The sequence below is a fragment of the Streptomyces sp. KLMMK genome, assembly GCF_036961605.1.
In the GTDB taxonomy this organism is placed as follows: domain Bacteria; phylum Actinomycetota; class Actinomycetes; order Streptomycetales; family Streptomycetaceae; genus Streptomyces; species Streptomyces telluris.
On record NZ_JBAMDC010000196.1, the window covers coordinates 1 to 12,353 of the forward strand.

Below are 12,353 nucleotides of genomic sequence, written 5' to 3' on the forward strand. Positions count from 1 at the left end.
GCGGCCGCGGTGGGCCAGTTCGAGGGGGTCCGGGTCCACGGTCCGGCGGCCGGGCCGTTCCTGCTGATCCGGGTGCGGGGCGCCGCGGCCGTGCGGGGCAGGCTGCGGGGGCTGGGGTTCGCGGTGCGCCGCGGCGACACGTTCCCGGGGCTCGGCCCGGACTACCTGCGCCTCGCGGTCCGGGACCGGGCCACCACGGACCGCTTCGCGGAGGCCCTCGGCAAGGCGCTGGCCGAGGGCTGAGCCGGCGTCACCCCCTGTTCGGGAGGCGGACTTGATCGCTAAGGTGCCGCCGTATGCCGACCCCGCCGATAGCCCCGACAGCCGCCGACCGGACGATGCGGCTGGCTGTCACCGTGTTCCCCCTGCTCGTCGTCGCCGCCGGAGGGGTGGGGCTCGCCGCGCCCTCCCACTTCACCGGCTGGGCGCCGGCCGTTCCCTGGCTGCTGGGCGTCGTGATGTTCACGATGGGCCTCACGCTCACCGGCGACGACTTCCGCGCCGTCGCCAAGCGGCCCTGGGCCGTCGGGCTCGGCCTCGTCGCCCACTACGTGATCATGCCGGGGCTGGGGTGGCTGATCGCCACGGTGCTCGGGCTGCCGCCGCAGCTGGCCGCCGGGGTGATCCTCGTCGGCTGCGCGCCGAGCGGCACGGCGTCCAACGTCGTCACGTACCTCGCGCGCGGGGACGTCGCCCTGTCCGTGTCCGTCGCCACCGTCTCCACGCTCGTCGCGCCGCTCGTCACCCCGCCGTTGACGCTGCTGCTGGCGGACCGGTTCCTGGACGTGGACGCGGGGGCGATGCTCACCGACATCCTCAAGACCGTGCTCGTGCCGGTGCTCGGCGGGGCGCTCGTGCGGATGGCCGCGGGGCGGTGGGTCGGCAAGGTGCTGCGCGCCCTGCCGGCGCTCTCGGCCCTGACGATCGCCGTCCTCGTCCTCATCGTGGTCTCGGGCAGCGCCTCCCGCATCAAGGACGCGGCCGCGCTCGTCCTCCTCGCCGTCGTCCTCCACAACGGCCTCGGACTGGCCCTCGGCTACGCGGCGGGCCGCCTGGCCCGGCTCGGCCGCCCCTCCAGCCGGGCGATGGCCTTCGAGGTCGGCATGCAGAACTCGGGCCTGGCGGCGTCGCTGGCCACGGCCCACTTCAGCCCGGCGGCGGCGCTGCCGGCGGCGGTCTTCTCGGTGTGGCACAACGTGTCGGGCGCGGCGGTGGCGGCCTGGATGTCGCGACGGCCCGGCCCTAGCGGATCACCCTCCCCCGCAGGATCACCCGCTTCGGTGAGCCCAGGACCCTGACGTCCGCCCGCGGGTCCGTCCCGTAGACGACGAGGTCCGCCGGGGCGCCCTCCTCCAGGCCCGGGCGGCCGAGCCAGGACCGGGCCGACCATGTGGTGGCCGAGAGGGCCGCGAGCGGGGGCAGGCCGGCCTTGACGAGTTCGGCCACCTCCTGGCCCACGAGGCCGTGGGCCAGGGAGCCGCCCGCGTCCGTGCCGACGAAGACCGGGATGCCCGCGTCGTACGCCGCCCGCACCGTCTCGTAGCGCCGGGCGTGCAGGCGCCGCATGTGGTCCGCCCAGCGCGGGAACTTCCCTTCGCCGCCGTCCGCGAGCCGCGGGAACGTCGCGATGTTGACGAGCGTCGGCACGATGGCGACCCCGCGCTCGGCGAAGAGCGGGATGGTCTCCTCGGTGAGCCCGGTGGCGTGCTCGATGCAGTCGATGCCCGCTTCCACGAGCGGCGCCAGCGACTCCTCCGCGAAGCAGTGCGCGGTCACGCGCGCCCCGAGGCGGTGCGCCTCGGCGATCGCGGCGGCGACCTCCCCGCGCGGCCAGCAGGAGGACAGGTCGCCCGTCTCGCGGTCGATCCAGTCGCCGACGAGCTTGACCCAGCCGTCCCCGCGCCGCGCCTCCCGCGCCACGTACGCGACGAGGTCGTCCGGCTCGATCTCGTGCGCGTAGTTGCGGATGTACCGGCGGGTGCGCGCGATGTGGCGCCCGGCGCGGATGATGCGCGGCAGGTCCTCGCGGTCGTCGATCCAGCGCGTGTCCGAGGGGGAGCCGGCGTCGCGCAGCAGCAGCGCTCCCGCGTCCCGGTCGGTGAGCGCCTGCTTCTCGGCGGTGGACTCGTCGACCGGGCCGTGGGCGTCGAGGCCCACGTGGCAGTGCGCGTCCACGAGGCCGGGCAGCGCCCAGCCCTCGACGGTGGTGACGTCCCGCGCCCCCACCGGCCGTTCGAAGGTGATCCGGCCGTCGACGGCCCACAGCTCGTCGCGCACCCCGCCGTCCGGGTCCGCGCCGACGAGCACCCGCCCCTTGATGTGCAGCACCCCACTGTCGCTCATGGACCGCACTGTACGAGCCCGCTCCTCCCGCCCGCCAAGGGGCCGTCGCCGGGGCGTGGCCACGCCCCGGCCGATGCGCGGCCGGCCCGGCCGGCCGCGACCCGAGGCAATTCCCCGGAACTCCTCTCCGGTAATTCCGGAGACAACTCTCCGCGCATTCTCATGCCCGCTTTTCCGCACCCTAAACGCAGTGATTTCCTTACGCTTCGCCAAGGGAATTCACGACCCCGCGCGATCACTTGTGACGCACTCCACACAGCCTTTGATTTGCCCGGATATAAGCGGGCAAACCATCCCATCTCCCACCCGCTTTGCGCGCCCCCGCGCCTCCGCGCGATAACACAAACACCCACCCCCGGGTAACCCGGGCCCCCGGTGCGATTTCCGATCCGCATCGGTAAATTCCCTCCGCATGACCGCAGCACAAGCAGACCTTGCACGTGCCCGTTCCGTACCTCTCCGGGAATTCCCGGAAATGCCGGAGGACCTCGTCCTCGACGTCCCGCGCGTCGAGGACGGAGCCGCGATCTGGCGCATCGCCCGCGACTCGGGAACCCTGGACCTCAACTCCTCGTACAGCTACCTGCTGTGGTGCCGCGACTTCGCGGCCACCTCGGCCGTGGCCCGCCGCACCGGCGACGGGGAGCCCGCCGGCTTCGTCACCGGCTACGTCCGCCCCTCCCGCCCCCGCACCCTCGTGGTGTGGCAGGTCGCCGTGGACCGCCCGCACCGCGGCCGCGGCCTGGCCGCCGCGCTGCTGGAGGGCCTCGTCGCACGGGTCGCCCGGGAGAGCGAGACCGGCATCGACGGGATCGAGACCACCGTCACGCCCGGCAACACCGCCTCCAACCGCCTGTTCGCCTCCTTCGCCGAGCGGCACCGCGCGCCCGTGGAGCGCGAAGTCCTCTTCCCCGGCGGGCTGTTCCCCGAGCCGGGGCACGACCCCGAGGTCCTGCACCGCATCGGCCCCCTCACGTACTGAGGCCCCGCGCGCACTGCGAACGCCCCTGCCCGAGACCCCTCACGCACCGACAGGAGCACCCCCATGACCATCACCCCGCCCGCACTCAGCGTCTTCGAGACCCTGGAGTCGGAGGTGCGCAGCTACTGCCGCAGCTGGCCCGCGGTCTTCGACCGTGCCCAGGGCAGCCGGATGTACGACGAGGACGGCCACACGTACCTCGACTTCTTCGCCGGCGCCGGGGCGCTCAACTACGGGCACAACAACCCGGTCCTCAAACGCGCCCTGATCGATTACATCGAACGCGACGGCGTCACCCACGGCCTGGACATGGGCACCACCGCCAAGCGCGCGTTCCTGGAGGCCTTCCAGGACGTCGTGCTGCGCCCGCGCGACCTGCCGTACAAGGTGATGTTCCCCGGCCCGACGGGCACCAACGCCGTGGAGGCCGCGCTGAAGCTGGCCCGCAAGGTCAAGGGCCGCGAGGCGATCGTCTCCTTCACCAACGCCTTCCACGGCATGTCGCTGGGCTCGCTCGCCGTCACCGGCAACGCCTTCAAGCGGGCCGGCGCGGGCATCCCCCTGGTGCACGGCACGCCGATGCCGTTCGACCACTACCTCGACGATCAGGTGCCGGACTTCCTGTGGTTCGAGCGGCTGCTGGCCGACCAGGGCTCGGGCCTGAACACCCCGGCCGCCGTCATCGTCGAGACGGTGCAGGGCGAGGGCGGCATCAACGTGGCCCGCCCCGAGTGGCTGCGCGGGCTCGCCGCTCTGTGCGAGCGCCACGACATGCTGCTGATCGTGGACGACATCCAGATGGGCTGCGGCCGCACCGGCGCCTTCTTCTCCTTCGAGGAGGCGGGCATCACCCCGGACATCGTGACCCTCTCGAAGTCCATCGGCGGCTACGGCCTGCCCATGTCGCTCACCCTCTTCCGCCCCGAGCTCGACGTCTGGGAGCCCGGCGAGCACAACGGCACGTTCCGCGGCAACAACCCGTCCTTCGTCACCGCCGCCGCGGCGCTCGACGCGTACTGGACCGACGGGCAGATGGAGAAGCAGACCTTCGCCCGCGGCGAGCAGGCCGAGGAGGCGCTGCGTGCGATCTGCGCCGAACACCCGGAGCTGGGCGCGCACCACCGGGGCCGCGGGCTCGTGTGGGGACTGGAGTTCGCGGACAGGACCCTGGCTTCGAAGGTCGCCCGGCGGGCGTTCGAGCTCGGCCTGCTCGTGGAGACGTCGGGCCCCGAGGGCGAGGTCCTCAAGCTGCTGCCCGCGCTGACGATCTCCCCCGAGGAGCTGGACGAGGGCCTGCGGATCCTCGCCCGCGCGGTCCGCGAGACGGCCTGACGCCCACCACAGACACCCAACGAAAGGAACAACCCATGATCGTCCGTTCCCTCCGGGACATCGAGAACACCGACCGCCACGTCAAGGCCGGGTCCGGTACGTGGGAGAGCAAGCGGATCGTGCTCGCCAAGGAGCGGGTCGGCTTCTCCCTGCACGAGACCGTCCTCTACGCCGGCACGGAGACCTCCATGTGGTACGCCAACCACATCGAGGCCGTGCTGTGCGTGGAGGGCGAGGCCGAGCTCACCGACGACGAGACCGGCGAGAAGCACTGGATCTCGCCCGGCACGATGTACCTGCTCGACGGCCACGAGCGGCACACCCTGCGCCCCAGGACCGACTTCCGCTGCGTGTGCGTCTTCAACCCGCCGGTCACCGGACGGGAGGACCACGACGAGAACGGCGTCTACCCGCTGCTGACGGAGGAGGGCTGAACCATGGCCGCGGTCACCGACCTCTACCCCACGCGCGGCACGCACGAGGAGGCCGTCCCGCGCCGTGACCCCGTGGTGTGGCCCGGGCCCGCCTCCGGATCCGGCGCCGCCGCACCCGGGCCGATCGACGCGGCCGGTCTCGCGGGCTACGAACGCGACGGGTTCCTCACCGTCGACGAGATGCTCACGCCGGACGAGGTGCGGGTCCTGCGCGCCGAGCTCGACCGGCTGGTCGCCGACCCGGCGGTGCGGGCCGACGAGAGAGCGGTCGTGGAGCCGCACGCGCAGGACGTGCGGTCGGTGTTCGAAGTGCACCGGATCAGCGAGGTGTTCGCGCGGCTCGTGCATGATCCGCGACTGGTGGGCCGGGCCCGGCAGATCCTCGGCTCGGACGTCTACGTCCACCAGTCGCGGGTCAACGTCAAGCCGGGCTTCGGGGCCTCCGGGTTCTACTGGCACTCGGACTTCGAGACCTGGCACGCGGAGGACGGGCTGCCGCGGATGCGGACGGTGTCGGTGTCGATCGCGCTGACGGAGAACCTCGACACCAACGGCGGCCTGATGATCATGCCGGGGTCGCACCGGACGTTCCTGGGCTGCGCGGGCGTGACGCCGCGGGACAACTACAAGCGGTCCCTGCGGATGCAGGAGGCCGGCACGCCGTCGGACAGCGCGCTCGCCGCGCTGGCGGGGCGGCACGGCATCCGGCTGTTCACGGGTGCGGCCGGTTCGGCGACGTGGTTCGACTGCAACTGCATGCACGGGTCGGGCGACAACATCACGCCCTTCCCGCGCAGCAACGTCTTCATCGTCTTCAACAGCGTGGAGAACACGGCGGTCGAGCCGTTCGCGGCCCCGTCCCGCCGCCCGGAATTCGTGGGGGCACGGGACTTCACGCCGGTGGGATAGCCGGTCCGGGCGGCGGCGCGGCGGGGCCGCCGCGTCACCGCCCGGTCAGGTCAGGCCAGTGCCTCCAGGAGACGGTCCACGTCGGCCGTGCTGTTGTAGAGGTGGAAGGACGCCCGCAGTCCTCCGGCGCGGGCGCTGACGCGTACGCCCGCCGCCGCGAGGCGCTCCGCCGCGCGGCCGAGGCCGGGGACCGAGACGACGGCGGAGTCCTCCGCCGGAGCGGGCCGGCGCCCCAGCGCGGCGAGCCCCGCGCGGAAGCGTCCGGCGAGGGCCCGGTCGTGCGCGGCGATCCGCTCCGTCCCGAGCTCCTCGACGAGCCGGAGGCCGGCCAGGGCGCCGGTGTAGGGCAGGAGGGCGGGGTTCTCGTCGTAGCGGCGGGCCGAGCGGGCGAGCGACACCTGTCCGTACGTGCTGTCCCAGGGGTCCTCCCCCGCCACCCACCCGGCGAAGACGGGGGTGAGGCCGCCGAGGTCCTCGGGGACGGTGAGGTAGGCCGTGCCGCGGGGCCCCATCAGCCACTTGTAGCCGACGCAGACGGTGAAGTCGTGGGCGCCCGCGTCGACGGGCAGCCAGCCCGCGGCCTGGCTGAGGTCGACGAGCGTGCGGGCGCCGTGGGCGCGGGCGGCCTCGCCGATCGCCGCGAGGCCGGCGAGGCGGCCGTCGGCCGACTGGACGGCGCTGACGGCGACGAGCGCGGTCCCGGGCCCCACCGCGTCCGCGGCCTTCTCCAGGGGAACGGTGCGGACGATCAGTCCGGGCCGCACGTGGAAGGGGTTGACGAGGGAGCTGAAATCCCCTTCCACGCACAGGACTTCCGACCCTTCGGGCAGCGACTGGGCGACGAGCCCGCAGAAGACGGCGGCCGAACCCCCGGTGGCGACCTGCCGGGCGGGCACGCCGACGAGCCGGGCGAAGGCTGCGCGGACGGCCTCCACGACGGGGAAGTGGTCCTCCGCGCCGGGGCGGCCCAGCGAGAACGCGGTGGCGGCCTCGGTCATGGCGGCGACGGCGGGCGCGGGCACGAGCCCGGTGGCGGCGGTGTTGAGGTAGACGGTCTCGGGCGCGAAGTGTGCGGGGGCGAGGCTCTCCATGCACCCCCACTATGCGCGTCCGGCGATCGGTCCGTCCATCGGTCCATCCGCCGTTCCGCCCTCGCGGGGCCTTCTTCCCCTGCCTGAGAACCAGCCCTCCCTCCGCCTCGCGGCGGAGGCAGTCCGCCGGTCAGGGTGACGCGCCGGCGACTGCCGGACGGAAGGCTGTTCACATGACCAGTACGACGACCGTCCCGGACGACCACGCCACCAAGCACCGCGTGCTCCGCGCGGTGACCGTCGCCGCCTGCCTGCCGCTCCTCGCGGGCACCGGCTCGGCCGCACCGGCCGCGACGACGGCCGTCACCTACGCTGTGCAAGTGATCATCGGTCTGCTCGTCCTCGCCGCCGGCACACGCTTCTTCGTCCAGCGCCCCGCCCCGGCCGCCGCGCTGTGACGGCTCTCCTCCGGCGCGGCGCCGGTGCCCTGGTGGGCCGCCGCGCCCGGCTGCGGTGGGTGCACCTGCTGCTCGGCGGTGCGCTGCTGATGCCGTATTACCTGCTGGCGAGCACGCTGACGGCGGTCTTCGTCAGGGACACCAACATCCTGTTCCCCTCCACCGTCGGCCGGCAGTTCGGCGTCTTCGCGCTGGCGCTGGTGCCGGCGGCGGTGACCGCGCTGGTGCCGCTCGTCCGGACGCTGGAGTCGGCGGCGGCCCGCGCCCTGTGCGGGGTGCCGGAGGAGGCCCTCGCGACGGGCCCGGGCGACTCGCGGGCCGCGCGCGGGCGGACCGCCCTGTGGTACACCCTGCACCTGCTGGCCGGCGGCATCGTGAGCGGCATGTCGCTGGCCACGCCCCCGTTCGCGCTGATGCTGATCGCCCTGCCGTTCACCGGCGTCCCGGGGGGCGGCGACGCCCCGTACGGGCTGGGGGACCTGTCCTTCCCGTGGACGCTGCTGGCGCTGCCCGCCGGCCTGGTGGTGCTGGTCCTGCTCGCCGCGGCGTCCGGGGCCGCGGGCGCGCTCCTGGCCCGCTGCGCACCCCTCCTGCTCGGCCCGACGGCCGCCGACCGGCTGGCCGAGGCCGAGCAGCACGCCATGCGGCTGGCCCTGCGCAACCGGCTTGCCCGCGAACTGCACGACTCCGTCGGGCACGCGCTGAGCGCCGTCACCCTGCAGGCGAGCGCGGCGCGCAAGGTCCTCGACGCCGACCCGGAGTTCGCGCGGCAGGCGCTGGCCGCGATCGAGGAGACGACGCGCGAGGCGGTCGGCGAGCTGGACTCCGTCCTGGGCCTGCTGCGCGAGGACGGCGCCGCGTCCGCCGCGCCGGCGCCGACCCTCGCCGACCTGGACGGGCTGCTGGAGCGCACCCGCGCCGCGGGCGGCACCGTCACCCTCGCCGCACCCCCGGCCCTGCACGGCGTGCCGCCGGTCGTCTCCCGCGAGGCGTACCGGATCGTGCAGGAGGGCCTCACCAATGCCTTGCGGCACGCGGGCCGGGTGCCCGTGCTGCTGCGGATCACCGTGCACGACGACGCCGTGGAGGTCGCCTTGGAGAATCCGGTCAACCCCGACAAGGCCCCCGGCCGCGCGCACCGCCGCACCGGCGGCGGCCGCGGTCTGACGGGCATAGCCGAGCGGGCCCGGCTGCTGCGCGGCAGCAGCAGCTCCGGCGAGCGGGACGGGGTGTGGCGGCTCGCCGTCCGCCTGCCGCTGGGCGGGGGTGCGGGCCGGTGACGGCGCCCCTGCGGATCGTGCTCGCCGACGACGAGCGCATGGTGCGGACCGCCCTGCGGGCGATCCTGGGCGCCGAGGAGGACCTGGAGGTCGTCGGCGAGGCCACGACCGGCGCGGAAGCGGTCTCCGTCGTCCGCGAACTGCGCCCCGACGTCGTCCTGATGGACGTACGGATGCCCGAGGTCGACGGGATCCGGGCCACCGAGCAGCTGCTCGGCGGCATGGACTCCCCGCCGCGCGTCATCGTCGTCACCACGTTCGAGAACGACAGCTACGTGTACGACGCGCTGCGCGCCGGCGCCAGCGGCTTCCTCCTGAAGCGGTCGGGCGCCGACGAACTCGTCCAGGCCGTCCGGCTCGTCGCCCGCACCGACTCACTGCTCTTCCCCGCCGCCGTGCGCGCCCTCGCGGCGGAACACGCGCAGGCCCGCCGGGCGAGGACGGCCGCCGGACAGCTGCGCGCGCAGCTGTCGGACCGGGAGGCGGAGGTCCTCCGCCTGATGGCCCGGGGCCTGTCGAACGCCGAGATCGCCGAACAGCTCGTCCTGGGCGCGGCGACGGTGAAGACCCACGTGGCGGGCGCCCTGGCCAAACTGGGCGTCCGCAACCGCACCCAGGCGGTCATCGCGGCCTACGAATGCGGTTTCGTATCCCCCCGCTGAGGGGCGGCGGCGGGAAGGCCCCCGGGAGTCAGCGGCCCACCGCCTCGGTGACCGCCCTGGCCAGGCGTGCGACCTGCGGGTCGTTGTCGTCCCGGAAGCCGTACCGGCGGCGGTTGAAGCCGAAGGCCAGGCCGTTGGAGGGGTCGGCGAAGGCCTGGGAGCCGGCGGCGCCGCCGTGGCCGAAGGCGCGGGCGCCGAGGAAGGGGTACTTGTCCCCCAGGGCGCCGAAGCCCAGGCCGAAGGCCTGGTGCTGGCGCGCGACCACGTCGTAGCCGACGGAGTGGATCTGGGCGAAGTCGGCGGCGGTGGCAGGCGTCAGCAGCGCCTCCCTGCCGCCGACGCCGCTGATGGCGGCCGCGTACATGCGGGCCAGGCCGCGCGCGGAGGCCATGCCGCCGACGGAGGCGGGGCCGCCCGCGCGGATGACGCGGTGGTTCGGCAGGTCCTCCAGCACGGTGGGCCGGGGGTGGTTGAGGTTGAAGGCGATGCCCGTCAGGCTCCGCGGGCCGAAGGCCCCCTCGAGCAGGGCGCGCTTCTGGCCGGGCGTCGGGTCCATGGGCTGGATGTCGAGGACGCGGGGCTCGTGCTCCTCGGGCAGGCCCATGTAGAAGTCAATGCCGTAGGGGGCGCGGATGCGCTCCTCGTAGGTCTCCTGCATGGTGCGCCCGGTGGCGCGGCGGACGACTTCGCCGGTCAGGGCGCCGATGACGAGGGCGTGGTAGCCGAAGGCGGTGCCGGGGCGCCAGTGGGGCCGCTGACCGGCCAGCTTCTCGGCTATGGCGCGGTCGTCGGCGAGCTCTTCCAGCGTGAAGCCGCCCTCGGCTCCGACGACTCCGGCCCGGTGGGCGAGGAGGTCGCGCAGGGTGACGGATTCCTTGCCGGCTGCGGCGAACTCGGGCCAGTAGTGGGAGACCTCGCGGTCGAGGTCGAGCACGCCTTCCTGGACGAGGAGGGCGACGACGAGGTGGGCCGCGCCCTTGGTGGAGGAGAACACGCCGGTGAGCGAGTCGCCCTCCATGCCGGGGCCGCCCCACAGGTCGACGACCTGCTCGCCGTCGACGTAGGCGGCGAGCTGGGCGGAGTGCCCGGCCCGCTCCTCGGCGAAGGTGGCCTCGAACTCCTCGCGGACACCCTCGTATCCCTTGGCGACGGTTCCCTGGACGACGGTCTCCTGTGCGGCGGTGGGGCTCGGCATGTGTGTGCTCCCTGTGATCAGTGATGACTCCGGTGGGTGCAGCAGAGCGGGGTCCGTCGATATTTCGTGACGATCGTCATCTCGCCGGTGGAATAAGCGGATTGAGATGTTCCGACGGGGGCGGCCTCCTGAGAGGCCACCGGGAAGCCCGCCCGGAGGCACCTGGAAGGGAGGCACCTGGAAGGGCACCACCCGCCGAAAGCCGCCCGCGCCTCCTTGACCGCCCCGCACCGGCTCCTTAACGTGTGCGCTTCCTCTTCCGGATTCCGGACCGCCTCAGGAGGCCCAGGCGCCATGCCCGCATCCCGCACGGTCCTCCTCACCGGCGCGGCCGGCCGCATCGGCACCCACCTGCGCACCCGGCTGCCCGCCCTCGGCCACCGGCTGCGCCTGTTCGACGCCCGGCCGGTGCCGGGCGAGCCGGACGCGGTCACCGCGGACCTCGCCGACCGCGAGGCGCTGCGGAAGGCCGTCGAGGGCGTGGACGCGGTCGTCCACCTGGCGGGCATCCCCCTGGAGGCGTCCTTCGAGGACATCCTGCGCGCCAATGTCGAGGGCACGTACCGCCTGTACGAGGCCGTCCGGGAGGCGGGCGTCCGGCGCGTGGTCCTCGCCTCCAGCAACCACGCCGTCGGCTTCGCGCCCGTCCCCGCGGAGGGCGCCCCGCTCCTGCCCGTGGAGACCGCGCACCGCCCGGACACCTTCTACGGCCTCTCCAAGTGCTTCGGCGAGGACCTGGCCTCCCTCTACCGGGACCGGCACGGCATCCAGACCGTCTCCCTGCGCATCGGCGCCTGCTTCCCCGAGCCCGTGTCGGTGCGCATGCTGTCGGTCTGGCTGAGCCCCGGCGACTGCGCCCGGCTCGTGCACGCCGCCCTGACGGCCGACGGCGTCGGCCACACCGTCGCCTACGGCAGCTCCGCCAACACCAGGCTGTGGTGGGACCTGTCGACCGCCCGCGCCCTCGGCTACGAGCCCCAGGACGACTCCGAGCCCTACGCGGCCGCCCTGCTGGCCGCGGAGAGCGGAACGCAGCGGGAGGGCCACGGCCGCGTCGGCGGCGAGTTCTGCGCGGCCGAGCCGCCCCGCTGGAACCCGGGCTGACCTGCGGAAACCGGCACACCGGCCGGGCCGCGGCCGCACTACGGCCCGGCCGCCACCGGGCTGAGCCGGACGGAACCGGCAGCTCGGTAATGGAACCGCAAAGAGCGGCCGCTCGTTACCCGGGCATGACCGCTATGACACCCGGCTCGAACATCCCTCTCTCCGTCGCCCGCGTGACGGTGGACGTCACCGCCCCGGTGCGGCTCGACGTATCGGGCCTGCTGCTCACCGCCGACGGCAAGGTGCGCTCCGACGACGACTTCGTCTTCTACAACCAGCCCTCCGGTCCGGGCGTGACCCACCGCGCCGCCTCCGGCGGCTCGCCCGACGCCATCGTGGTGGACACCGCCGCCGTCCCGGCCGGCATCGAGAAGATCGTGGTGACCGCGAGCCCCGACGCCCAGGGCGCGAGCTTCGCCGGCATCGAGCCGACGGCCACCGTCCGCAGCACCGACGACGGCTCGGTCCTCGCCACGTTCACCCCGCCCCGGCTGGGCGCCGAGACCGCCCTGGTGATCGTGGAGGTCTACCGGCGGGCGGGCGCCTGGAAGGTGCGCGCGGTCGGCCAGGGGTACGCGAACGGCCTGGCGGGCATCGCCACCGACTTCGGCGTGAGCGTGGAG

The 12,353-nt window shown here is 74.0% G+C and carries 13 protein-coding genes and 1 pseudogene; 11 read left to right on the forward strand and 3 right to left on the reverse strand.

Features of this window, described 5'->3' with window-relative positions:
• Positions 1–243, forward strand: a pseudogene (locus tag V7793_RS23855) (Rv2231c family pyridoxal phosphate-dependent protein CobC); the annotation flags it as partial.
• Between the two features lie 53 nt (positions 244–296).
• The gene (locus V7793_RS23860) at positions 297–1,298 is read left to right on the forward strand and encodes a bile acid:sodium symporter family protein (RefSeq protein ID WP_336009714.1); all 1,002 of its coding nucleotides are present in this window, start codon (positions 297–299) and stop codon (positions 1,296–1,298) included.
• On the opposite strand, the gene V7793_RS23865 is transcribed toward V7793_RS23860, so the two are convergent.
• Entirely contained in the window at positions 1,243–2,343 is a 1,101-nt protein-coding gene (locus V7793_RS23865; RefSeq protein ID WP_336009716.1) for an amidohydrolase family protein, read from the reverse strand. The two genes, V7793_RS23860 and V7793_RS23865, sit on opposite strands and share 56 nt — an antisense overlap.
• Positions 2,344–2,755: 412 nt before the next feature.
• On the opposite strand from V7793_RS23865, the gene ectA reads away from it, so the two are divergent.
• The 4 genes from ectA (at position 2,756) to thpD (ending at position 6,000) form a co-directional block, all read left to right on the forward strand.
• Positions 2,756–3,325 carry a diaminobutyrate acetyltransferase gene (ectA, locus tag V7793_RS23870; RefSeq protein ID WP_336009718.1) on the forward strand — a complete coding sequence of 190 codons (570 nt, stop codon included), beginning with the start codon at positions 2,756–2,758 and terminating at the stop codon, positions 3,323–3,325.
• Between the two features lie 63 nt (positions 3,326–3,388).
• Positions 3,389–4,657: a diaminobutyrate--2-oxoglutarate transaminase gene (gene ectB, locus V7793_RS23875; RefSeq protein WP_336009720.1), complete on the forward strand. Its 1,269-nt coding sequence runs from the start codon at positions 3,389–3,391 to the stop codon at positions 4,655–4,657.
• Between the two features lie 35 nt (positions 4,658–4,692).
• Complete coding sequence (locus tag V7793_RS23880) at positions 4,693–5,091, forward strand: ectoine synthase (protein WP_336009724.1); 399 nt, start codon at positions 4,693–4,695, stop codon at positions 5,089–5,091.
• A 3-nt stretch (positions 5,092–5,094) separates the two neighbouring features.
• The gene (gene thpD, locus V7793_RS23885) at positions 5,095–6,000 is read left to right on the forward strand and encodes an ectoine hydroxylase (RefSeq protein WP_336009726.1); all 906 of its coding nucleotides are present in this window, start codon (positions 5,095–5,097) and stop codon (positions 5,998–6,000) included.
• Between the two features lie 50 nt (positions 6,001–6,050).
• Here thpD and V7793_RS23890 read toward each other — a convergent pair whose 3' ends face one another.
• A complete protein-coding gene (locus V7793_RS23890; RefSeq protein ID WP_336009729.1) occupies positions 6,051–7,091 on the reverse strand; it encodes an aminotransferase class V-fold PLP-dependent enzyme in 1,041 nt (346 codons plus the stop codon).
• Between the two features lie 173 nt (positions 7,092–7,264).
• Between V7793_RS23890 and V7793_RS23895 the strand changes: the two genes are divergently transcribed.
• Genes V7793_RS23895 through V7793_RS23905 form a run of 3 tightly spaced genes read left to right on the forward strand, consistent with a single transcriptional unit; the run spans position 7,265 to position 9,431 of the window.
• A complete protein-coding gene (locus V7793_RS23895) occupies positions 7,265–7,489 on the forward strand; it encodes a hypothetical protein (RefSeq protein ID WP_336009731.1) in 225 nt (74 codons plus the stop codon).
• Positions 7,486–8,769: a sensor histidine kinase gene (locus V7793_RS23900; protein ID WP_336009733.1), complete on the forward strand. Its 1,284-nt coding sequence runs from the start codon at positions 7,486–7,488 to the stop codon at positions 8,767–8,769. The genes V7793_RS23895 and V7793_RS23900 overlap by 4 nt, the downstream gene beginning before the upstream one ends.
• The gene (locus tag V7793_RS23905) at positions 8,766–9,431 is read left to right on the forward strand and encodes a response regulator transcription factor (RefSeq protein WP_336009736.1); all 666 of its coding nucleotides are present in this window, start codon (positions 8,766–8,768) and stop codon (positions 9,429–9,431) included. Before V7793_RS23900 ends, V7793_RS23905 begins: the two co-directional genes overlap by 4 nt.
• Positions 9,432–9,459: 28 nt before the next feature.
• Here V7793_RS23905 and V7793_RS23910 read toward each other — a convergent pair whose 3' ends face one another.
• Positions 9,460–10,626, reverse strand: a complete 1,167-nt coding sequence (locus V7793_RS23910) for a serine hydrolase domain-containing protein (RefSeq protein WP_336009738.1) — start codon at positions 10,624–10,626, stop codon at positions 9,460–9,462.
• A gap of 294 nt (positions 10,627–10,920) precedes the next feature.
• On the opposite strand from V7793_RS23910, the gene V7793_RS23915 reads away from it, so the two are divergent.
• Both V7793_RS23915 and V7793_RS23920 read left to right on the forward strand, forming a co-directional pair.
• Positions 10,921–11,730 (forward strand): NAD-dependent epimerase/dehydratase family protein, encoded by an 810-nt coding sequence (locus tag V7793_RS23915; protein ID WP_336009741.1) that lies wholly within the window; start codon positions 10,921–10,923, stop codon positions 11,728–11,730.
• 125 nt (positions 11,731–11,855) lie between these two features.
• Positions 11,856–12,353: TerD family protein (locus V7793_RS23920; protein ID WP_336009744.1), on the forward strand; the 498-nt coding region annotated here is incomplete at its 3' end.